Annotated in this window: 23 protein-coding genes and 3 pseudogenes; 11 read left to right on the top strand and 15 right to left on the bottom strand. The window is 40.3% G+C overall.

What is annotated here, in order from left to right; all coding sequences use genetic code 11:
- Positions 1–13 precede the first annotated feature (13 nt).
- The 8 genes from G396_RS0104210 to G396_RS0104175 all read right to left on the bottom strand — a co-directional run bounded on the left by G396_RS0104210 (position 14) and on the right by G396_RS0104175 (position 8,055).
- Positions 14–640: an MBL fold metallo-hydrolase gene (locus G396_RS0104210; RefSeq protein WP_006418731.1), complete on the bottom strand. Its 627-nt coding sequence runs from the start codon at positions 638–640 to the stop codon at positions 14–16.
- 10 nt (positions 641–650) lie between these two features.
- Positions 651–1,838, bottom strand: a complete 1,188-nt coding sequence (alr, locus tag G396_RS0104205) for an alanine racemase (RefSeq protein WP_028125146.1) — start codon at positions 1,836–1,838, stop codon at positions 651–653.
- 15 nt (positions 1,839–1,853) lie between these two features.
- Positions 1,854–2,252: a holo-ACP synthase gene (gene acpS, locus G396_RS10115; RefSeq protein WP_006418893.1), complete on the bottom strand. Its 399-nt coding sequence runs from the start codon at positions 2,250–2,252 to the stop codon at positions 1,854–1,856.
- A 20-nt stretch (positions 2,253–2,272) separates the two neighbouring features.
- Positions 2,273–3,853, bottom strand: a complete 1,581-nt coding sequence (cshA, locus tag G396_RS0104195; RefSeq protein WP_028125145.1) for a degradosome RNA helicase CshA — start codon at positions 3,851–3,853, stop codon at positions 2,273–2,275.
- 80 nt (positions 3,854–3,933) lie between these two features.
- Positions 3,934–5,352 carry a UDP-N-acetylmuramoyl-tripeptide--D-alanyl-D-alanine ligase gene (locus tag G396_RS0104190; RefSeq protein ID WP_028125144.1) on the bottom strand — a complete coding sequence of 473 codons (1,419 nt, stop codon included), beginning with the start codon at positions 5,350–5,352 and terminating at the stop codon, positions 3,934–3,936.
- A gap of 34 nt (positions 5,353–5,386) precedes the next feature.
- Positions 5,387–6,472 (bottom strand): D-alanine--D-alanine ligase, encoded by a 1,086-nt coding sequence (locus G396_RS0104185; protein ID WP_028125143.1) that lies wholly within the window; start codon positions 6,470–6,472, stop codon positions 5,387–5,389.
- Between the two features lie 13 nt (positions 6,473–6,485).
- Complete coding sequence (locus G396_RS0104180) at positions 6,486–7,244, bottom strand: hypothetical protein (RefSeq protein ID WP_006418812.1); 759 nt, start codon at positions 7,242–7,244, stop codon at positions 6,486–6,488.
- A gap of 238 nt (positions 7,245–7,482) precedes the next feature.
- Positions 7,483–8,055: a LemA family protein gene (locus G396_RS0104175; RefSeq protein WP_081683541.1), complete on the bottom strand. Its 573-nt coding sequence runs from the start codon at positions 8,053–8,055 to the stop codon at positions 7,483–7,485.
- 286 nt (positions 8,056–8,341) lie between these two features.
- Between G396_RS0104175 and G396_RS11165 the strand changes: the two are divergent.
- The 3 genes and pseudogenes from G396_RS11165 to G396_RS0104155 all read left to right on the top strand — a co-directional run.
- Positions 8,342–8,920 (top strand): annotated as a pseudogene (locus G396_RS11165) (alpha/beta hydrolase family protein); the annotation flags it as partial.
- Between the two features lie 28 nt (positions 8,921–8,948).
- Entirely contained in the window at positions 8,949–9,491 is a 543-nt protein-coding gene (locus tag G396_RS0104160; protein ID WP_028125141.1) for an LOG family protein, read from the top strand.
- A gap of 75 nt (positions 9,492–9,566) precedes the next feature.
- The gene (locus G396_RS0104155) at positions 9,567–10,295 is read left to right on the top strand and encodes a GntR family transcriptional regulator (protein ID WP_006418778.1); all 729 of its coding nucleotides are present in this window, start codon (positions 9,567–9,569) and stop codon (positions 10,293–10,295) included.
- 108 nt (positions 10,296–10,403) lie between these two features.
- Here the strand turns inward: G396_RS0104155 and efp are convergent, their stop codons facing one another.
- The 4 genes from efp to pgeF all read right to left on the bottom strand — a co-directional run bounded on the left by efp (position 10,404) and on the right by pgeF (position 12,878).
- Positions 10,404–10,961, bottom strand: a complete 558-nt coding sequence (efp, locus tag G396_RS0104150) for an elongation factor P (RefSeq protein WP_006418793.1) — start codon at positions 10,959–10,961, stop codon at positions 10,404–10,406.
- A 60-nt stretch (positions 10,962–11,021) separates the two neighbouring features.
- Positions 11,022–11,675, bottom strand: a complete 654-nt coding sequence (locus G396_RS0104145) for an HD domain-containing protein (protein ID WP_028125140.1) — start codon at positions 11,673–11,675, stop codon at positions 11,022–11,024.
- Positions 11,676–11,798: 123 nt separating this feature from the next.
- Positions 11,799–12,068 (bottom strand): 30S ribosomal protein S14, encoded by a 270-nt coding sequence (gene rpsN, locus G396_RS0104140; RefSeq protein ID WP_006418790.1) that lies wholly within the window; start codon positions 12,066–12,068, stop codon positions 11,799–11,801.
- A gap of 75 nt (positions 12,069–12,143) precedes the next feature.
- The gene (pgeF, locus tag G396_RS0104135) at positions 12,144–12,878 is read right to left on the bottom strand and encodes a peptidoglycan editing factor PgeF (RefSeq protein WP_028125139.1); all 735 of its coding nucleotides are present in this window, start codon (positions 12,876–12,878) and stop codon (positions 12,144–12,146) included.
- Between the two features lie 109 nt (positions 12,879–12,987).
- Here pgeF and G396_RS0104130 point away from each other — a divergent pair, with 109 nt between their 5' ends.
- Positions 12,988–13,623 carry an NUDIX hydrolase gene (locus tag G396_RS0104130; protein WP_028125138.1) on the top strand — a complete coding sequence of 212 codons (636 nt, stop codon included), beginning with the start codon at positions 12,988–12,990 and terminating at the stop codon, positions 13,621–13,623.
- A 109-nt stretch (positions 13,624–13,732) separates the two neighbouring features.
- On the opposite strand, the gene G396_RS10905 is transcribed toward G396_RS0104130, so the two are convergent.
- Both G396_RS10905 and G396_RS0104120 read right to left on the bottom strand, forming a co-directional pair.
- A complete protein-coding gene (locus G396_RS10905; RefSeq protein ID WP_051221106.1) occupies positions 13,733–15,103 on the bottom strand; it encodes a polysaccharide deacetylase family protein in 1,371 nt (456 codons plus the stop codon).
- A 24-nt stretch (positions 15,104–15,127) separates the two neighbouring features.
- Positions 15,128–15,571, bottom strand: coding sequence for a GatB/YqeY domain-containing protein (locus G396_RS0104120; RefSeq protein ID WP_028125137.1), 444 nt, complete (start codon positions 15,569–15,571; stop codon positions 15,128–15,130).
- 158 nt (positions 15,572–15,729) lie between these two features.
- Between G396_RS0104120 and G396_RS0104115 the strand changes: the two genes are divergently transcribed.
- From G396_RS0104115 to G396_RS0104085, 6 genes and pseudogenes are all read left to right on the top strand, one after another.
- Entirely contained in the window at positions 15,730–16,287 is a 558-nt protein-coding gene (locus G396_RS0104115) for an ECF transporter S component (protein ID WP_028125136.1), read from the top strand.
- Positions 16,288–16,475: 188 nt separating this feature from the next.
- Positions 16,476–17,219 (top strand): orotidine-5'-phosphate decarboxylase, encoded by a 744-nt coding sequence (gene pyrF / locus G396_RS0104110; RefSeq protein WP_028125135.1) that lies wholly within the window; start codon positions 16,476–16,478, stop codon positions 17,217–17,219.
- A 3-nt stretch (positions 17,220–17,222) separates the two neighbouring features.
- Positions 17,223–17,858, top strand: a complete 636-nt coding sequence (pyrE, locus tag G396_RS0104105; RefSeq protein WP_028125134.1) for an orotate phosphoribosyltransferase — start codon at positions 17,223–17,225, stop codon at positions 17,856–17,858.
- Positions 17,859–17,942: 84 nt separating this feature from the next.
- Positions 17,943–19,211, top strand: a complete 1,269-nt coding sequence (locus tag G396_RS0104100; protein WP_006418798.1) for an MFS transporter — start codon at positions 17,943–17,945, stop codon at positions 19,209–19,211.
- A gap of 159 nt (positions 19,212–19,370) precedes the next feature.
- Positions 19,371–19,850, top strand: a pseudogene (locus tag G396_RS10105) (ATP-binding cassette domain-containing protein).
- 338 nt (positions 19,851–20,188) lie between these two features.
- On the top strand, positions 20,189–21,019 hold the full coding sequence (locus G396_RS0104085; protein WP_028125131.1) for a DUF7973 family transport facilitator: 831 nt from the start codon (positions 20,189–20,191) through the stop codon (positions 21,017–21,019).
- Between the two features lie 359 nt (positions 21,020–21,378).
- Here the strand turns inward: G396_RS0104085 and G396_RS0104080 are convergent, their stop codons facing one another.
- Positions 21,379–22,353, bottom strand: a complete 975-nt coding sequence (locus tag G396_RS0104080; RefSeq protein WP_028125130.1) for an NAD(P)H-dependent flavin oxidoreductase — start codon at positions 22,351–22,353, stop codon at positions 21,379–21,381.
- A gap of 401 nt (positions 22,354–22,754) precedes the next feature.
- Here G396_RS0104080 and G396_RS12085 point away from each other — a divergent pair.
- Positions 22,755–22,931, top strand: a pseudogene (locus G396_RS12085) (IS5/IS1182 family transposase); the annotation flags it as partial.

Below are 22,931 nucleotides of genomic sequence, written 5' to 3'. Positions count from 1 at the left end.
TTTTATATCAACTTTAAGTTAGAAAAGGATTATGTAGTTTTTCATGACCCACACTCGTTGCAGGTCCATGACCAGGATACAATTGGGTCTCGTCTGGCAAAGTAAAGATATGAGCTTCAATCCCTGCCTTTAATTGGTCAAAGCTGCAGCCCGGGAAGTCTGTCCGTCCTACACTTTCATAAAAGACTGTATCGCCACAAACAACTAAGTCTTCTTGGGCAAAATGATAAATTAAATGACCGGGACTATGACCCGGTACATGGGCTAGTTCAAAGTTAAAGCTTCCAATCGTTTGCGGGCCCATCTCCTGCCATAAATAATCTGCCGGTGCTTGAATGACTGGTGGTAGCCCCATCCCAGCCGATAAGTTTAAGTTAGGGTCACTTAACCAATCAGCTTCAAGTTCGGGGGCATAGACCGGAATTTCAAAATGATCACGTAAGGCATCCACCGCTCCAATATGGTCAAAATGACAATGAGTCAAGCAAATTGCGATTGGCTTGAGACCTGCCGCTTCAATCTGATTAATTAATTGGTCAGCCTGGTCACCAGGATCAAAGATTAAGGCTTGCCCTATTTCATCAGACAAAACATAGGTATTTTCTTGGGCTAAACCGACTACAAAACCATTTAATTTCATATACTACCTCCTAAGGAATATAAATCCGTGGAATCCGGTCACTTAAATTAGTCATAATTTCATAACCGATGGTGCTTGTTTGCTGGGCAATCCATGAAATATGATTATAGGCACCATGGTCAGGGCCAATTAAAGTAACTGGGGTTCCTTTAGGATAATAATGAGGTAAGCGAATCATTAATTGGTCCATGTTGATTCGGCCGACTACGGGACAGGCATGACCTTCCACTAGGACAGGTATCACTTGATAGGACCTTAACCAACCATCAGCATAACCAATCGGAATCGTCGCAATCCATTCTTTTTCTGAACTTTGATAGGTTGCCCCGTAAGAGATCTTGGTTCCTTGGGGTATTTCTTTGACATAGACAATCTCAGAAATTAATTCTAAGGCGGGTTGTAAAGGGTCCTCTTCATTTAGGCCTAATTGGCTAGTATCCACTTGTTCTTTAAAATGACTAGGAATCCGATCCATAGGATCGAGACCATACATAGCCACCCCATAACGGACCCAGGTCGAAGCAGGTTGACGGTCTTGCCAAAGACCCATAGCAGAGTTGGCATAATGACGAATCTTAACAGATTCTGGAATCAAAGCGGTTAAATCCAACCAACGTTGCCATTGATATTCCACATAATCTTGAGGCCCCCCGCCGATGGTTGAAAAATGGGTGAAAACTCCTTGGAAGTCAACCCAGTCATAGGCTTGGATTTTAGTAACAAAATCGCTTACTTCTGTTTCTGTTCTTAAACCTATTCGGGTCATTCCAGTATCTAAAGCCAAATGGAAGGGTAACTTTAAATTATCGAGTAAATATAGGTCATCTGTCGTCAATAATTGTTGATAAGCTTGGTCGAAGAAATCTAAATCAGACACAGTGACAGTTAAGTTATAATGGAGAATTTCAGCAATCCCTTGAGGATCTGTTAGACCTAAAACCAAAATAGGCACCTGAATAATTCCCGCTTTCCGTAAACTAATTCCTTCGTCAACCGTCGCTACCGCAAGCCCTTCGGCTCCTGCTTTTAAGGCAGTCCGCGCAACCTGTTCAGCACCTAAACCATAGGCATTTGCTTTAACCACTGCAATTAAACTTTGGCCAGGCTCTAACTTAGCTTGCTGCCATTTTATATTAGCCTCAATGGCTGACAAATTTACAATTGCTTGGGTGGGGCGGTGTTCACTATATCCTACCATTTTCAATAACACTCCTTATTTCTTAGCTTGAAGGGCTTGAAGGGCTTGGTTCAATTCCTGGTCACCCTGATTTATAATCACACTAGATACCGCATAATGGCGTTCATGACTTATCGACAAGGCTACGCCTTGCATAATTGGAGCCTGAGCAAAGTAGGGCTGGCCTGCTTGATTATTCATGACACTTAAGCCTTTTAATTGTACCACAGCGCCTAAGCCAGTTCCCAGAGCTTTAGCATAGGCTTCTTTAGCGGCAAAACGTCCCGCTAAAAAGGCTAATTTCCGGTCACGTGTAACTAGGTCTTGATACACCTCTAACTCTTGCTCAGTCAAAATCTTTTGAGGAAAATTATCAAACTTGGCCAAAATACTTGCTATCCGGTCAATTTCAACAATATCAATGCCAATTTTCATAATTTCACCTCTTAATAATTTTACTTATCTTTCTTACGAATTTTGAAAGAATTCGTATTTATGCTGCCATCTTGGCGGATGTGACGGCTTTTATTGGCATTATTCGCATTTTCCCGTCGCTTACCAGCTGGCTTATCTGAATTTTTACCAGTTTTTTTATTCTTTGGATACTTCTTTGTAGACTTTTCTTTTTTAGCAAATTTATCTGTATTTTTTTTGCGCTGACGCCCATCAAATTGTCGTCTACCTCTACTTCTGCCCTTTTCTTCTTTATGAGCCCGCGGTAGGGGTTTCTGTGGAGAGATTTGAACCTCAATTTCAGTATTATTATTAATCACTTCATTTAACAAACCCGCCACCAAGGCATTTGATTCATAGTGATTTAATAAGAGTTTAGCTGTTGCCCGGTAAGGATCAACGGTTCCATCAGCAATGGTCGCATTTAAGCGGTCAATAAGTTGTTGCACGTGGCTCGCTTCAGCCTCCTGGTCAGTTGGTGGACGCATCGGGGTCATTTGAATTTTTGTCAAACTTTCAATAGTCCGTAAATAAGGCAATTCACTTTCCATAACAAAAGTTACTGATTGGCCCTCATTACCCGCTCGACCGGTTCGACCAATTCGGTGGACATACGATTCAGGGTCTTGCGGAATATCATAATTATAAACATGGGTGACCCCCGATACATCAATTCCACGCGCGGCCACATCTGTGGCAACTAATAATTCTAAACGTCCTTGTTTGAATTCATTCATGACTTGTGTCCGTTTTTGTTGGGTGACATCCCCATGAATCAATTCAGCATCATAACCCCGTAAACTCAAACCACGGCCAATTTCATCGACGCGTTTTTTGGTGCGGGCAAAGATAATGGCCTTATCAGGCGACTCTATATCTAACATTCGGGTTAAAATATCAAATTTTTCTGAGTCTCGACATTTAACAAAATATTGGTCAATTAAGTCTGCCGTTAAATGCTTAGCTTCAATTTTCACTTCAGCTGGTTGGGTTAGAAATTGTTGAGCCAAATTTTGAACTGACTTAGGCATGGTGGCAGAAAACATTAAGGTTTGTCGACTGGATGGGGTTTGTTCCACAATGGCTTTAATATCTTCAATAAAACCCATATTTAACATTTCATCGGCTTCATCCATAATTAAAGTTTTTAGATAGGACGTATCAATAATTTGACGACGCATCAAGTCTAAAAGGCGACCAGGTGTACCCACAATAACTTGGGGTTTTAACTTTTGAATCCGGTCAATTTGTTTACCAATTGAATAACCACCATAAACTGCATAAACTTTTGTTTTTAAGCCTTTACTAAGACTATAAAGTTCATCATGCACTTGGATGGCTAGCTCCCGGGTTGGAGCAATAATTAAAGCTTGTAGAGCACGGTGGTCGGTATCTAGGCCTTGTAACATCGGTAAGCCAAAGGCGGCTGTCTTTCCTGTCCCGGTTTGGGCTTGACCCACTAAATCACGCCCTTGGAGGACAAAAGGGATAGCTTGTTGTTGAATCGGAGTCGGTTCTTCAAAGCCTAATTCGTCGAGTGTCTCGATCAATTCTGTTTTTAAGTTTAAATCTGAAAATTTCAATATAAATTCCTTTCATATAAAAAACGTCTTCCATTTCGTAAAGCATCTATCAAATGGTTAACGGTCACAGTATCATTGTTTTATTTAATTGTACGGTATGGATTATAAATATCTTCACCAATTAGTTTTCCAACCACATATAGCATATCAGTTCCTAAACTAGATTTCACTAATAAGTGGTCTTGGACCTGAAGGTCAGCTTGAATAGTCGCCACCAAAGCCTTGTGGTCATTTTCGGTATAGTATAAAGCTTGTTTAGGGAATTTGGCTTGGAGCGCTTGATATAAATGTTGCATTTGGGGACCTAATAAATAGACTTTCGCAATTTTTTTAGGGTCAATCTCTTGACTTAAGGCCGCATGGTAATTGGCAGACTCAGGACCAAGTTCTTTGACATCACCTAAGGCAACTAGACGTCGACCTTCAGCTTGTGTTTCTACTTGGGAGAAGGATTTTAAGACCGCTTTAATTGAGGTTGGACTGGCATTATAAGCATCATTTAAGATGCTGGCCCCATTGCTGGCTGTTAACCATTCTAGCCGGTTTTTAGTCAATTTGAATTGGGACAGTTGGAAAATTGCCTGTTCGATTGGTACTTTTAATTCTTGCGCTACGGTTAAGGCAATCATGGCATTACCAACATTATACGCCCCCATCACGGGAATTGAGCACAAGACTTGGTCATCTATGTTGGTATGGAAATAAGTCTTATTCTTATCTTCTTTAAGGTCATAAGCATAAAAATCGGCTGTGTTATCAAGACCAAATGAGCGAGCACGGTCACCGAGGGCTTGCCCCGCCTCTTGTAAGAGCGGCTCATTAGCAGGATATATAAATAGACCATCTTCTTTTAGCCCTTTTAAAATTTCCAACTTAGCCTTAGCAATATTGGCGCGAGACCCCAGAAATTCTAAATGACTCTCACCAATCAAGGTAATGACGGCGATATCGGGTTGGGCTATCTTAGATAAGACCTCAATCTCACCAAAATCACTCATGCCCATTTCACACACCACCACTTGGGTATCAGCTGGCATTTGTAATAAAGTATAAGGCAAACCAATTTCGTTATTATAATTTCCTTCCGTCTTATGAACTTTATATTTAGCTTTTAGGACGTTGGCTGTCATATCTTTAGTTGTAGTTTTACCATTTGAACCGGTAATACCGATAACTTTAGGATTTAAACTATTCCGATAATAATTAGCTAAGGCTTGCATGGCGACTAGCGTATCATCTACTAGGACAATGGCAATTTGGTCGGCAGGGGCGGCTTGTGCTTCCTTGGACCATAAGGTTGCAACGGCGCCATTTTTAATGGCTTGTTGAATATAATCATGGCCATCGGTTGCGCCTCCACTTAAAGGTACAAAGAGGTCTCCTGGTTTGACCTTTCTTGAATCAAATTCGACACCTGTGACTGAAATAAAACGATCTAGGGCCGTATAGTCGATTGCGTGGACTACTTTGACCACATCCATCAATTTAATTGCTTTCATGCTCCACTCCTAATTAAAACTTTATTGACTGACCTTAATAGATTTTACGAATGCTTGCCTTGGCTTGATGGCGACGAATCGCTAATTGGATTAATTCATCAATTAAGTCACGGTAATTTAAGCCCGTTGCTTGCCATAAACTTGGATACATTGAAAATTGAGTAAAGCCAGGCATAGTATTTACTTCATTAATATAAATATCATAGTTAGCTGTTACAAAGAAGTCAGCCCGGGTTAAGCCCGTTCCATCAACTGCCCGATAGGCTTTTAAAGCATAGTCTTTAATCTTGTCAGAAACGGCTTCAGGTAGGTTAGCTGGAATCTCCATCTCAACTGTATTATTGATGTATTTTTCATCATAGTCATAGAAGTCACTACTTTTAACCAAACGACCCACGACGGAGGCATGAATATCATCATTACCTAAGACTGCAACCTCACACTCATTAGCAGAGATACCTTGTTCTACTACAATTCGACGGTCAAATTCTAAAGCAACATCCACCGCTTTAATCAGTTCTTGACTATTTTCAACCCGTGAAACCCCCACACTTGATCCCATATTAGCAGGTTTGACAAAGAAAGGATAGAGAAGGTTGCCCTCACATTTTTGAATCCAACGGCTTTGATCTTGGAGCCAGTCTCTTTTGTCGAAATAAACATAAGGGACTTGAGGTAAACCAGCTTGGTCAAAGAGTTGTTTAGAAATGATTTTATCCATTCCAGTAGCGGAAGCGGTCACCCCTGCACCTACGTATGGTAAGTTCAATACTTCTAGGAAGCCTTGAATCGTTCCATCTTCGCCATTAGGGCCATGAAGTACTGGGAAGACAACTGCATCATCCTCAGCAATCTGACCTGGTTGAATCCAGACGCCTGTAGAAGTCAAGCCTTGACCATCTCCCCAAGAAGCGGCATGGGCTTGTTTCAATTGAAGAAGAGTATCAGATTCTAGCTTTTCTGTGACTAGCGGTGCTTTTAACCACTTACCTTCCTTATTTATATAATAAGGTTGAACACTATAGTCTGCTTCAAGTAAGGCATTAATAACATTGGTCGCTGATAAAATTGAAATATCATGTTCTGGGCTTAATCCGCCATATAATACAATAATCTTCATTTGTTTCCTCCCGTTAATCCCGGTCTAGAGTCAATTCAAGACTCCATTTTTCCGCATTACTATCATAAATAATAAAACCAATATGATTTTTAGGTGCTTGATCTAAAGTTAATAAGGTTAACTCATCTTCAACAATATCCAGAGGGACAAAATGACGACTTCCTTTGACATATGCCTGTTGAAAATTGACTTTTAACCCGTTGACAAAAATAGGTGCTACTTGCTCGGCAATTTCGAGTGGTAAAGCCTGAACCTTAGCTTTTCTCATAAAGAAGAGGGATCGACTTTCATTTAGTAATTCACTCATATGCACCACCATTGCTCTTTGAAAGCGCGGGTAGAAATGCTGTACATGCCGGTAATAAACTTTATTTAACCCATTTGGCAAGGTTAAATAAACATAATTATTTTGCAATTTATAGAAAAATGCTGATTTCAAAGCTTTGTTAGCATGGAAGAGATAAAGGATTTCAGCAATTTCTTGAGCTGTCAAGCCATGCATATCCTCCAAGGTTTCAAAATCAATCCAATTAGAAATCCTCATTTTTTCTTTGTGAGCTGATTCAAAATAAACTTGAATCTCACTGGCACCACGAATCAGTTTAAAGTTGGTCTGAGGATCAAACCGGCCAAAATCTAAAGTTGATTCAGCCAAAATAATATTCTGAGGAAAATAATGTTTAGGGAAATCCTGAATTTCAAAGTTAATGGCTCGAGTCATGACATGATTAGTTACTGCATCATAATGAATATATAGATTAGTCCGTCCCATTATTTACCCCCTCTCTAAATTGCTTTGGCATAAACACTATTGTACTATTCTTTCTCAAAAAATAATAGACTTGTAGCCTATTTAAATCGCTCCCTACAAAGTAAAGCTCAAAAAAGCCATAGGCACTTCTTGAGCATCTTAACAACTCGTCCCTTCTTTAGGAAATCCCTAAAAGATAAGATGATAAGCTGGAAAAATCGACTCAAACTAGCCTATGACTCGAATCAAAATCTATAGATTAATCGAAATTAACCGTTGGTACTGCCCGTGCTTCTTCAGGAGCCTGTAACATTTCTTTTTTAGTAAAATGATGAACTCCCGCCACAATATTATTAGGTACTGACTGGATTGTTGTATTATATTGAGCGACACTTGAATTAAATAATTGACGGGCTACTGCAATTTGCTTTTCAATTTCTTCCAAGCTTGCTTGTAATTGGGTAAAGTTAGTGTTGGCTTTCAAATCAGGATACTGCTCCACTACCACTAATAAACGAGATAGCGCTCCAGATAATTCATTGGAATGGGCGTTGATTTCTGCAGCAGAGGCATCACTTGGGAGATTTACCAATTGTTGACGCGCCTTCACAACAGCTTCTAAGGTTTCTGATTCATGCTTAGCATAACCCTTCACTGTATTTACCAAATTAGGAATTAAATCGTTCCGTTTTTGTAATTGAACGTCAATTTGAGCAAAGGCTTCTTCAACCCAATTTCTTAGTTTAACTAGCCGATTATAAATCCCAGCCCAAGCTAAAGCAATTAGTAGCAATACTGCTATAATTATAACAACGATGATTAATCCATTCATTTCTATGTCCTCCTAAACTTTACTTACTTTTCTTATGTCTATTATAACCTATCCCTAATTTCTTGTCGAAAAATAGCTATTTTCTATCATTAAGCCCTTCTCATTAATTCCTCATAAATGATATGCTATACTACTTTATAAATAGAAAAGAGGGATTTCTATGGCTACACTCACCTACCAAGACTTATTTCAATTAAATAGTTTAATTCAAGTTTAATATCATCCAGACCATGACATTTTTTATTTAGAAACCTGTCCCAATCAAGAAGAGAATAATTATCAATGATATGGTCTTATCATACTTACTCCCCGCGGGGGCGCGGGTTACGACCAAGGTTTTGTCGCCGCTATTTTGGGCGACTATGGCTATAAGGATTATGAAGACCTTATGTTGGGGTTAGATGATGTGTTAGCACAGCATCCTGAAATTGATCCTAAGGCCCTCTATGTTGTAGGTGGCTCTTATGGCGGCTTTATGACCAACTAGATTATCGGTCATACAGACCGGCAGGCTGCCGTTTCACAACGGTCCATCAGTAATTGAATTTCTTTCTATGGCAGCTCAGATATTGGACCACATTTTGTGGAGTTTCAATTACAAAACAACCTCAGTCAAATAAAAAATCTTTGGCGAATGTCTCCCCTAGCTTATGCTAAAGCCGCTAAAACACCCACTCGTTTCCTTCATAGCCTCGATGACCTCCGCTGCCCCCATGAACAAGAGGAGCAGATGTATCGGGCACTTAAACGAAGCGGTGTTGACTCAGACCTAATCCTTTATCCCAAGTCAAGTCATGGCCTTTCAAGACAAGGCCTGCCCAATTTATGTTTAGCCCGTTTAAACCATGTACTGGATTGGTTTTAAACCCATTAATTTTAATAGGAGGAATGACATGAACATCACGGTCTTTTGTGGTTCTTTAACCAGTAATCAAATTCAATTTCAGGAAGCGAGTCAAGCACTTGGGCAATGGTTAGCTGAGCAAGACCACCAACTAATATACGGTGGTTCTTCGACTGGACTGATGGGACTGCTAGCAGATGCCGTCTTAGCCAACCAAGGTCAAGTTACCGGAATTGTGCCCCAAGTATTAAATAATTCTGAACTTAACCATACCCACTTAAATAAATTAATTGAAGTTGACACTATGAGTCAACGCAAAGAAGCTCTTATCCAAGCAGGCCAAGCTTTTATTGCCCTACCAGGCGGACCAGGCACCCTAGAAGAAGTCGCTGATGTCCTCGCTTGGCTGCGGATGGAGAGCGGCAATGCCCCTTGTATTATTTATAACATCAATGGTTATTACGACGACTTAGCCAATTTATTAAAAAAGATGGTCGATGTTGCTTTTATTGATAACACAAGCTTCCAACATGTTTATTTCTGTCAGAGTCTGACCGAAATAGCAATCATACTTGCCAAATATTCAAACTAAAATACGATTTTTGAGACAGACCTATTTATTTTTTAATAAAATCATTTATAATATGTTTAAACAGGGAGGGGTTCCATGCAAAATAAATTTGATCATATTTATAAAACACTGAAATCTGAAATTGTTGCGGGTCGTTTTCGTCAAACGGGCTTCTTACCTACCGAAATGGAATTGGTTGAACGTTTTTCTGCTAGCCGAAATACTGTCCGGCGGGCAATCCAACAATTAAATTCTGAAGGTTGGTCCTATAGTGTGAAGGGCCGTGGCGTTGCTGTCTTAGAGAATAACAACGCTGACTTTCTATTTTCACGTTCTGGTAATTTCCAAGGGATGATTGATTTAAATTCAGATAAGTTCAACGATAAAGAGACGATTGTGACAGCTTTTGAAGAAATTACAGTGGATAAATCTATTGCCAAGATTACTTCTTTTAATGTAGGTGATATCGTCTACTTTGTGGAGCGTTTACGTAAAGTAAACCATCAAGCGACCATGTACGATACCTCCTATTTCAAAAAATCAATTCTTGGAACAGTCACAAAAGAAATTTTTGAATCATCCATCTATGATTATATTGATCAAGAATTAGACTTTAAAATCGCTGCCTCTAAATCAGTCATGCGAGTTGAAGGTGCCAATGCCCATGACTACGATCTTATCACCCTCAATGCTTATAATTGTGTCGGCATCCTAGAAAACTTTGTCTACACTGACTTCGGACAACTCTTCGAACACACCACCGTCCGGTTTGCACCAGACCAATATGGCATTGTTTCCTTTAATGTCCGGCATAAAGAGTCTTAATTAAGACCTTATTAAAGATGAAATAAACCATTGCCTCTATTAGACAAAGCAAAAAACACGAGCCAAGAGCAAATGCTCTCGACTCGTGTTTTTAATTCTTTACTTTAATTAAGCACGTTTTTGGTATGAACCATCTGCAGTAGTAATGATTAAACTTTCACCAGTTTCGATAAAATCAGGTACGTTAACTACTAGACCCGTTTCCATAGTAGCAGGTTTACCAGAACCAGTCACAGTGGCACCCTTAATTGAAGGTTGAGTTTCAACCACTTTAAGGGTAACGGTTGAAGGTAATTCAACCCCAATCACTTCTGAACCAAAGAATTGAATTTTAACATTTTCATTTTCTAAAATATATAATAATTCATTTTCAATGGAATCGACTGGAATTTCATATTGTTCATAAGTTTCTAAGTCCATGAATACGGCGGTACCCTCCATAGCATATAAGTATTGAACTTCCTTAGTTTCTAAGTAAGCACGTTCAAATTTTTCTTCAGGACGGAAGGAAGTTTCATAGGTGGCCCCTGAACGGACGTCCCGTAATTTCATACGCATAATGGTATTACCTTTACCTGGTTTATGGTGGCTCGCTTCTAAGACGCGAATTAACTTACCATCTTGCAAGAAAGTCATTCCTGCTTTTAAATCGGATGCTGAAATCATAAATACATTCTCCTTTTTCTAAAATACTCCACTATTATAGCATAAAGACGCTACTTTATACTATATATTGTCTGAAGGCGCTTGTCCAATTTCTTGATAAAAATTACTGAGGAATTCTTGCATAAATAACGTTCGTTTATGGGCTTCGTTTTTACCCACTTCCGTATTCATCAGATTTTCTAACTTTAAGAGCTTCTCATAGAAATGATTAATCGACGAATTCTCTGCTTGACGGTAAGCAGCTTTGTCGAGTTGTGTCCGAACAGAACTTTGGTTATACAGCGGATTTCCTTTGGCCCCAGCATAATAAAAAGTCCGAGCGATTCCTATTGCCCCCAAGGCATCCAAGCGGTCGGCATCTTGTAAGACTTGTCCTTCCAAACTTAAAGCCTGACGGCTCGTCAAATTGGCTGAGAAGGATTGGTTTTTGATGATATCAATAATGGTAACTACTTGGTCTGTGCTTAAGCCATTATTTAATAAATGGTGCTTTAATTGTACTTCTTTTTCCTCAGGATTATTAAATAATTTATCATCCAAACAGTCATGGACATAGGCAGCAGTAATGACGATTTCTTCATCTACCACTTTGTTTAACTTGGCGAGGAGTTGCCTACAATTTGCAACCACCCGCTCAATATGATCCCAAGCATGACCTGTTTTATCCTGACTCAATTCAGCTTTAACATAATCAATGATCGTTTGATTGGTCATTTCACACCTCTTTTCTCTCTTCTATCTTAACAAAGATTGACGATAAGAGATATCCAAAAAAAATATGAGCGCAAGACTTAACTTGCTTGACTCATACTAGCAATTAAACGATATAATTTTCGCCTACCATGAAGCTTTTTTGACACCAGGCAGTTGTCCCTTATGGGCTAATTCTCTAAAACGAACCCGAGACATCCCAAACTTACGCATATATGAGCGCGGACGCCCATCCGTGCGATCACGGTATTTTAAACGAACTGGATTGGAATCGAGGGGTAATTTTCTTAAGGCTTCATAATCCCCTTTTTCCTTTAATTCATGTCTTAAGTCAGCATATTTTTCTACAAGGGCTAACTGTTTTTCATATTTTGCAATTTTTGATTTCTTAGCCATAAATCCTCCTATTTTTTATAACAGTAATGGTTACGATTTATAAGATACTCTTCTTGTTAAAAAAAAGCAAGTCTTTTAGGCAATTTTTTCCATCATGACAGCAATCGCATTCAGACCATAGTCTTTGCCCTCTTGACGCGCAGAATGAAGGGCTGAATCTTGAAAGGTCGAGCGTTCGTCCACTTGAATCTGACCGCGATCTAAGCCCGCTTCCTCCAATAAGTGTTGATTAAGCCCATTCATATCTAAAAAATATTTGTCTTCGGTATGGGGTTCAAAGAAAGTTAGATAGTCTGGATTAGTTTGGAAAGCCTGATATACATCCAAGCAAACTTCATAATCACTTTGGCCAATAGAAGGCCCAATATGAGCTTGAATATCTTCCAGCCGACAGCCATAATCCTCCACCATCATCGCTAGAGCCTTAGGACCAATCTTTCGTTTAGTTCCCCGCCAACCTGAATGGAGCAAGGCTAACACACCTTGCTTAGGATCATGGAGCACAATGGGCGTACAATCCGCAAACTTAATCACCAAAGCAACTTGAGCTTGATCAGTAATCAAGCCATCCGTGTAAGGGTAGATGGTAGCCGGACCAAAGGCTTTTCCTTCCATTTGTCCTACTCTAACAATTTTATTGCCATGAACTTGGTGGCCTAAGTAAATCTGACTCGGTTGCACGGCCATACTGGCTATCATTTTATTCAGTTGATCATAGACTGCTTGACCTTGTTTAGCATACCGAAAGTCAAAATCAGACCCTGCTAAAAAATAATGAAGTCCTTGACTGATAAATGTATTTTCCACCATCTTTGTCCTCCTATTAAGTTTTCCAATTCTTATCGCTAAGCCAATTGCTATTAATTTTAGTGCACTCATTGTATAATAACGACGATTAAGAAAGCAAGGAGCTGGCTCAATGACACAATCATTTGCCCGTATTAAACAAATTGTTGAGAATTATCAACCCGAACCTTATGGCCAACAAAAACATTATGCCGTATTAATTCCACTCATTGAAATTGATGGGCAATTGCATATCCTTTACGAAGTTAGGGCGGCCCACATCTCTCAAGGAGGAGACACCTCTTTTCCTGGTGGTGCGGTCGATCCTGGTGAAAGTTTTCAAGAAGCAGCCATCCGTGAAACTTTTGAAGAGTTACGCATCCCCAGTCAACAGATTGAATTTTTTGGTGAAATAGACTATAACGTCACCGAATGGGCCATTATGCGATGTTTTGTTGGCTTGCTTAAAGATATTAGCCTGGCAGATATAGATTATAATGAAGAAGTGGAACGTCTCTTTACCGTACCTTTAAACTTTCTGGCCAAAAATGAACCAATTTCCTATTCGGTCACTTATGATACTCAGATTGGCGAGGACTTCCCTTATGAATTAATCACCCATGGCCGTAATTACCGGTGGCGGGAACCTCATCACAATATTCTCTTCTATCGACTACCTAACGAAATCTTATGGGGATTGACTGCTAACCTAACCTCTCGTTTCATCCATATTCTTAAGGACCAGCATTTCTTTGACTTTGATATGTAGTCTTTGGCCTAAGCTTTCTAAGTTAAACTTTCAAATTATAAAAAAATAAGTACCACCAGGCACTTTCTGGTGGTACTTATCTTTTTACTATTTATAATTACATTCAAGCCTACTCTGGGAAATAACGCAATTCAAAATCAATATCTAGAGGACTAACAAATTCATAACCCATTTCTTGTAGTTTAGGAATTAAGATATCAATCGCATCAACCGTGGCTTGATTGGTATCATGCATAAGTATGAGTGAATGCTCTTGCAAATCATTCATCACTTCTTCAACAATCATGTCACGGTCCTGTGTCTTCCAATCAAGTGAGTCTAAATTCCAGAGGATAGACTCCATTCCTGAATCAGCCATTAAATTATACACCCGTTCACCGCCACCGCCAAACGGCATCCGGTACATTTTCGGCCGGGTTCCCGTCGCTTCTTCAATGGCCATATTAGTCCATTCAAACTGAGTTTTAACTTCTTCATCAGTCAGATCATGGAGGTCAAAATGATTATAGGTATGATTACCTAGATAATGACCTTCATCCACAATTCGTTTGGTCATCTCAGGATATTCATCGACATAAGCTCCCATTAAGAAGAAAGTTCCCTTCACCCCATATTTATTCATCACATCCAATAATTGCGGTGTAAATTCATCATTAGGGCCATCATCAAAGGTAAGTGACACTTGCAGATGTTTTTCATATTGGCTATCTTTCAACCCCAAAGCTAAGCTGGGGGTATTTTTTAATAAGTCCAAGAGATTAGGATTTTGGTCGAGTGCAGTGGGGTATTCCACTATCATTTGACCAACTTTTTGCCCATATTGATTTAATTGGTCTTGAACATCTTTGTAAAGCCCCTGCTTTAAGTAATTAGCGTAAGTATCTGAAAAATTAGCCACTGCTTGAGCCGCTTGACTTAGACTATCAAAATCATCATTAATTTCCGGCAAGGCTTTAACCTGTTCCATGACCCCTGCTTTAGCATCAATTAAGTTCGTCACATCTTGGTATAAACTTTTTAAATCTTGGCCTGTACCCGTTTGGGCAATCCCTTCAAGCTTTTGACTTTGTTGCTCAAGTAAGGCTTGATCGACCCCGACCTTGACCGCTAAATCTGCTAATTTAGGAATCGCTACCCCCCGGTCTTTTATTTGGTTACCTTCAAAGACTTGGTCAAGGTCACTGAGGCCTTGATAGAGTTTTTCTGCTTGTTGAACTTGACTTTGATAGTTTGACCGATCGAGAAAACCTACTTTTTTAATTTGTTTCTGAGTCGTGGCTAATTTTTCTTTACTATACTCAGGATTCAAATAATTATGACTTTCGTCTGTAAATAAGCTATCCACTGCCGCTTGTGCTTGAGCAGCCTGGCTAGCGGAGGTCGTCCCCTGGAACATATAAAAAACTAACCCTACCAGAATCAAAAGAATCAGACCCGCTAATCCTATAATAATTCCATTAATTCGCTTGTCTGTTTGCATACTATCTTTCCTTCTAGCCTTGTCTTAGGCCAATAATTCTTTTACAAGTTTATTAACAACATTCCCATCCACTTGCCCTTTCATTTGGGCCATTGCTTGACCCATGACCTTACCGAAATCTTTTGCTGAATTGGCACCAGTTGCAGCAATAATTTCTTCTAATTTAGCTTTGACTTCAGCTCCAGATAATTGGGTTGGTAGATATTTTTCAACAATAGCAATTTCTTGTTCCAGGTCAGCGACTAAATCTTGGCGATCAGCTGCAGCAAACTCAGCCATAGCATCCCGTCTTTGTTTCATTTCACGATTAATAATGGTTAATTCTTGGTCAGCTGTCAGGTCACCCGCTTGGTCAATGGCTTCTTTTTGCAAGGCTGCTTTTAGCATCCGGATGACTTTTAAGGTTTCTTTATCCTTAGCCTTCATAGCCGTTTTGATGTCTTGGTTAATTTGTTCTGTAAGGGTCATAATTACTTCCATCTCTTCTCTCTGTTTTCTATTTCTTCATTATTCTAGCATGATGCCTTATTTTAAGCAAAAATACTTAAGAATGTAACCAAATTAACACCCTCATGCTAGCAAATTGTGTTACAATCTCAATAAGTATTTAATAGGAGGTTATTTCATTGCAAAGTAACAATAAACTATTTAAAGTTCTTGAAGCTGGTATGTATGCTTCCCTAATTATTATTGCCATTACTTTCATTCGGGTGCCCATGCCTTCAGCCATTGCCAATACTTTTGTCCATCCTGGCAATGCCTTGGTTGTTCTAGCCGCCTTACTGATGGGCTATCAGCGGGGGATGATGGCCGCAGGAGTAGGTCTATTCTTATTTGATGTCCTCAATGGTTATGCCTCATCCGCAGTCTTTACTGTGATTGAAAATTTACTGGTTATTCTAATAGTTGAAATGATTTATCGGTCTATTTTTAACTACCAAGATAAGTTTATGGCTTTAGTCACTTTAGGCATTGTGGCGGGAGCCAGTAAAGTGATTATTATCTTTATTAAGTATTTAGTTAGACAATTAATTCTTGGAGCCGCCTTCCCCGCAGCCATGGCCGCGGCTTTAAGTGGCCTACCCGCATCTTTATTCACTGCCTTAGTGACTGCTATTCTCGTACCGCTTCTCTATTATCCAATGAAACAAATTATCCAACGTTTCCACCCTGTGGGCCAATAATTTTCATTGACTTTCCCTTTCTTTATCACTACAATGTATACAAGTTAAATATTGATTCTTTAATTGTGTTCTGTGAAACACCCAAGAATGTGCCAAGCTTAGACTATGACATAGTCTAAGACTATTTTAAATAGCCATTTTCAGGTCCAGTTCACAGAACTGGACCTTTTTCTTTGAAAGGAGTTGTCATGAATACACAGAAGCCAATCATTGCCCTCGACTTTGACCACCAAGACCAAGCCCGTGAGTTTTTAAAGTTCTTCAATCAACAAAAGCTTAACCTTAAAATCGGGATGGAGATGTTTTACCACTATGGGCCTCAGTGGATTTCAGAAATCCAAGCCCAAGGACATGAAATTTTTCTAGACTTAAAGTTACACGATATCCCTCATACCGTGTATCGAGCCATGAAACAACTCAGCCAACTCCAAGTCTCAATGGTAACCGTCCATGCTTCAGGTGGGTCCCGAATGTTAGAAGCGGCTAAAGAAGGGCTGCTCGCAGGTTGCCAAAAGGCAGGCCGAGCCCCACTTTTAGTGGCCGTAACCCATCTAACTTCTACTGATCAAACCATGTTAAGTCAAGAACTCTTGGTTAATACTCCCTTAGAAGATGCTATCAAACACCTGGCCCAATTAAGTCAAGGAGCTGGCTTGGACGGAGTCGTTTGTTCTGCCCAAGAAGCTGCTTTAATCAAAGCAGCTACCGGCCCTAGCTTTCTAACTGTAACTCCTGGCATCCGCCCCCAAGGTTTTCAGTCAGACCATGAAGACCAAGTGCGCATTATGACACCTAAGGCAGCAGCCCAAAGAGGGTCTAACTATATTGTAGTCGGGCGTCCAATTTTTCAAGCGCCAGATCCTTATCTAGCTTATCAAACGATTAAAACCGATTGGCAAGCTGGGCTTAAAGAAAGAAGAGAGGAAGTCTAAGTTATGTTATCTCCCCAAGAAATTGCCCAGATTCTTTTAGACCGCCAAGCAGTCTCCCTAAGTCCTGACCAACCTTATACTTGGACAAGTGGACTAAAAGCGCCAATATATTGTGATAACCGGCTTTTAATCGGTTATCCCCAGGAAAGAAATCAAATTGTAGAGAGCTTCATCCAACTTATCCAAACCCACTATCCAGATGCAGACGTCATTGCAGGTACAGCCACCGCTGGAATTCCTCACGCTGCGATTATCGCCCATCAATTAAATCTACCTATGATTTATGTCCGGGCTTCAGCCAAAGGTCATGGTAAACAAAATACCATTGAAGGTCCACTTAAGCCTGGCCAAAAGGTCGTCATGATTGAGGATTTGATTTCAACCGGTGGGTCTGTTATCGCTGCCGCTGATGTCGTTCAAGCCGCTGGCGGAAAGGTTCTAGGCTGCTTAGCTATCTTTGACTATCAATTAGACTCTAGCAAAACAGCATTTACCCAAGCAGGTTATGATTACCATACCCTAAGCAACTACCTAGCCTTGGTTGATCAAGCTACCCAGAATCCTGACTTGGCCCATGCAAAAGCAACCCTGACTGCCTGGCACCAAGATCCCTTAGCCTGGACTAAGGTTCATTCATAGTAATTAGTTGTCCGTCGCTCTTAACACCAAGTCCCTCAGTTTTAATAAAGGAAGGCGAGATCTTCCATTAAAAGGAGAATAATTATGTATAAGAAACTCAGCAAGAATAACCGTCACGCCCTTATCGCCGCCATTGTAGCATCCGGCATGGATGACCTCAATGTGATGTTTCTCTCTTTCACAATGGCTTCTATTATTAGTCAACTCAATCTCTCTGGTAGCCAAGCTGGTTGGATTGCCACTATTACTAACTTTGGTATGTTACTCGGAGGCCTTGTCTTTGGAGTCTTAGCCGATAAATATAATAAATTTAAAGTGTTCAAATGGACCATTATTATCTTTGCAGTCGCAACTGGCCTCATCTTCTTTACCCCATCTCTTTTCTACTTATATCTCATGCGCTTTATTGCTGGGATTGGGGTCGGCGGTGAGTACGGTGTAGCTATTGCCATTATGGCTGATATTGTCCCCGCTGAAAAAATGGGCCGGGTTTCCTCTCTAAATGGGATTGTAGGACAAATTGGTTCTATCTCATCTGCTGTCCTTGCCGCACTGATTGCCCCAATGTTTGGCTGGCGTGGCCTCTTCCTCTTCGGATTATTCCCACTCCTCTTCGTAGTTTGGATGCACTTTGCGGTGGATGCCGATACCCTTAAGGCAGAACATAGCCACCATATCGACGCCAGTCAAAAAGGTAAAATCTCAGACCTCTTTGCCACTGGAAAATTGAGCCGCCAAACCTTAGCCCTAATGGTGATGACCACTGTCCAAATCGCCGGTTACTTTGGCATGATGAACTGGTTACCCACTATGGTTCAAAATTCGCTTAATATTGCTGCTGATAAATCAATCTGGATGGTCACAACGATTTTAGGAATGTGTCTGGGTATGTTAACCTTCGGCCAAGTCCTAGATAAATTTGGACCACGTTTAACCTACGGGACTTACCTAATTTGCTCCATGATTTCTGTCTATGCTTTTACTTTTGTTAACAACTATGCCACCCTCCTCATCGGAGGTGCGATTATGGGCTTCTTCGTCAACGGAATGTTTGCAGGTTATGGCGCCATTATTTCTCGTCTCTATGCCTATAAAGTTCGCACGACCGCTAATAATGTTATCTTAAACGTTGGTCGAGCTGTAGGAGGCTTTTCTTCCGTCATCATTGGTCACATCCTTGAAATTGCGGGTGTACCTCAAGTCATGCTCTTCATTGCCTCACTCTATATTCTTAGTTTTGTGGCGATGATGTCCATTTCAAATCTTAAGAAAACAAATTATCAAACTATGAATCCTGAACTAGATCAAGTTGCCCCAAAGTCTGACTTTCCCCTTCTTGAAAAAATTGCCTAACTATTAAGACAGGTAATAACTCATTCTTGAATTAAGAAATCTTCGATTCGAATATTTGTAAATTTTAAGCACCCACCATACCTAGATTAAAGGAATGGGGTAAGGATTTTTGTCATCCAAAAATCGCTTACCCCATTTTTTTTATTTTATTATCGGTCAATTGCCTCAAAACTCCCTCTAATAATTAAAGAAGCCCGTGAACAAGCCGCTTTAGATATTTTAGAACGGGTCGGCTTGTCCCGCGAATTTGCTAACCGCTTCCCCCACCAATTCTCTGGGGGCCAACGACAACGGGTCGGGATTGCCCGGGCCCTCATTATGAATCCTAAATTGATTATTGCCGATGAATCCATCTCAGCTCTGGATGTTTCCATTCAGGCTCAAATCGTTAACTTAATGAAAAATATCCAAAAAGAAACCGGCCTTTCTTAATTATTTATTGCCCATGACCTAGCAGCCATGGTCAAGTATATTTCCGACCGGATTGGCGTCCTCCACATTGGCCATTTATTAGAAACTGGGACAACGGAAGAAATTTTCAACAATCCTATCCACCCTTATACTAAATCCCTCTTATCAGCAGTACCTCATCCTAACCCAATTTTGGAACGGAAACGCGAGGTCTACCACTATAACTAGCGGGATTCTGGCTTTGATTATGAGATGGGGCAAGAGGTTAAATTAAGCCCAACCCACTCTGTTTGGTTAGAACCTAAATTTCGAGCGAAATACCTTCCTAACCCACTCTAAGCAATCCCCTTCGCTTAGACAGAAATCCAGGCAACAGCTTATAGCTGGGCCTGGATTTTTGCTTAACCTTGATTTACCCACGCTGAATCAAGTCAAAATGGGTAGGTAAATCATGGCTCCTTGTATGACCAAAGCTTAAGGATAATATAAGTAAGTATTAGTGGTTTAATTAAGGGCATTCCTCTATAATAAGCTTAGGTTATTATAATTTTTTAAGGAGTGAAATTATGGACTTATTATCTCTTATTCTTGCATTCTTTGGTGGCGTCTTCGGGGCTGCCATTGGTGCCATCCCGGCCATCGGGCTCTGTGGTTTCTTTGTTCTCGTTGGTTCTGCCATCATGGTGGCAACCGGATCTGATGCCTTCCTCAATGATGTAGCTTTTGGTTTCTTCTTTGGTCCCCATATTGCCTTTACCGGTGCAGTAGCTGCAACTGCCTACCTAGGTAGCAAAGAAATTGACGGTTTCAAAGGAACTGATATTGACCGTGCACCTTTTGGCGTTCAAGAACCAATGGCGCTTCTAGTCGGTGGTTGTTTTGCAGTCATCGGTTACCTATCTGCTTATCTAATTACTAATGTTCTGGGCATCCAAGCCGATGGGGGTGCTGTCGGTATCGTAGTCGGTTCAATTATTACTCGTCTTGTCTTTGGTAAGCAAAATCTATTAAGCCCTGTTGAAAATGGTCAAAGTCGTTTAGCTATTTCTGGTAAAGAAATTATCTTTGGAATTCTTTGGTCTGCTGCTTATGCTGCCGTCATTGCTTATGTGACCTCTGTGACCAACGTACCATTCTTTGGCTTTGGTTTTGGTGCCTTCCTATTCTTCTTTACCATCTTTGGAGCTGACTTCCCAGTAGGTCACCATGTTGGTTTATTGGCTGGTTTAGCTATGGCTCACTTTAATAACTATGCGATTGCGATTATCTTTGGGGTGGTTGCTTGGGCAGTCTTTGAACTAGTCGCACGTGGTTTGAACACTAATACCAAAACTCATATCGACCCACCGGGTTATGCTATTGCCTTACTAACCTTTGTCTTAAATACTTTCTTCTAGCCTTTACTTCAAATAGAAAATTAAAAGTGGGAGCGGGCAAGAAGTAGAAAATCTGTGATTTTCACTTACTGGAGCACTAAGTCACTTCGCTCCAAGTGCTCCAGTAGCTGATTGAACCAGTGAACTCAGCTACTTTGATTCCCCGCCCCCACAAGGTTGACTAGAATGGAACAAGTTGCTTCACAACGCGGTTTTCATCCAGTCAACTACTGCCTTGTATCGTATAAATTTTAATTTAAATTAGCAGGACTGGGATTTCTTTGCCCAGTCCTGCTTTTTAACTTTATTTTAACAATATCGACTAGTAGTCGAATAAGATACAAATTTGCTAACTCGATAATAGTACCTCACAACAGAGACTAGTCTTTACCTACTAAATCCTTCATATAATCATGAGTTGCATAGAAATCAGCCATGACTTCAGCCACAATCTCCCGGGCTGGTTTGATCTCCCGAATCCGACCTACACCTTGACCAACCGTCATCTGGGCATCGTCATACCGCTCTTCCATTAAAGCAATGTTTGACGCCTTGCCTGAAATTAAAGGCATCAAGTCTTCTAAAGTCGCGCCGGCAGCCTCCGCATCCAGGATCCGTTGGGCTTGCTTGTTATGAACCACCCGCATAGCATTCCTTAAGGATTTCATGGTTAACACGGTGGATGTTTCAGGTAAGGTAATCAATTTTTCTTTGAAAGAACGGGGTGCTTTGACTTCATCGGAAGCTAAAAAACGCGAAGCCATTAGGATGCCATCAACGCCTAAGGACATGGCAGCATACATGGATTTACCATCGACAATCCCACCAGCAGCTAAAACAGGAACTTCTAATTCTTCAGCCGCCTTAGCCCAGAGAATAGAGCCAGGTACTTGGTCTAAACCAGGGTGGCCCGCCCCTTCAGTCCCGATTACTGTGACAATATCTGCCCCGTCCGCTTGGGCTGCTAAGGCATGCTTAATTGAGGTAACTTTATGGATGATTGGGATGCCCGCTTCCTTAATCGGTTTTATAAAGTTACCCGGACGTTGTCCGGACGTCTCGATGACCGGCACTTCTTCTTCAATCAAAACATTGATATAATCAAAAATCATCTGAGGAATGACTACTTCCGGAACTAGAGATATATTAAAGCCGAAAGGCTTATCCGTTAAAGACTTCATTTTACGAACTTCCGCTCGTAAGGCATCTACATTGGGGAAGGCCATCGAAGGAACTAAGCCGAGACCACCGGCATTAGATACTTCAGAGGCTAATTCAGCTAAAGACATATACTGCATCGACCCTTGAATTAGAGGATATTTGATCCCCAACATTTCAGTCAACTTTGTTTTCATACAATTCCCTCCTAATCTTTTGATAACTTAAGCAAGATAAAGATATCTCTAATGTAAGCGATATCATTTATAAATATACTTTATCAAGAAACAGGATAGAAATAAAATAACAAAAAGACAGAGTGACTATAAGGTAAAGTTATAATGTTTTATATTTTTTCACAAATCATTATTAATAAATTCATTAAAACAGCTGATTGTAAGTGTTGTTTTTATTCAATTTTCACATGAACGAAATTAAAACAAAAAAAGAAGAGGCTGGGCAAAAAGTCCAGTCCATAAAAAGACAAGGCCATTATCGCAATCGTGATAATGACCTTTTTTTATTATTTTAGTAAACATGAAAGCACTCACATGATATAATGTAAATAAGCACAAATACATTTAAAGGAGTGGCTTTCATGTATAAACATTATAACACATCTGATTGTTCTTTAGTATTAAATTTAGATTTTGATATCGCTAAAAATCACGATGCCCGTTTCATTAGCTTATTCGTTGATTCAATCCCTGATAGTGAATTTCCTAAACCTACTTCCACAGGGCGTCCAGGCCATCATCCTCGGATGATGTTAAAA

The organism is Eremococcus coleocola DSM 15696 (assembly GCF_000428865.1).
Lineage (GTDB): Bacteria > Bacillota > Bacilli > Lactobacillales > Aerococcaceae > Eremococcus > Eremococcus coleocola.
Note: the sequence above shows the minus strand (reverse complement) of the source record. Positions and strands in the feature narration are given on the sequence as shown.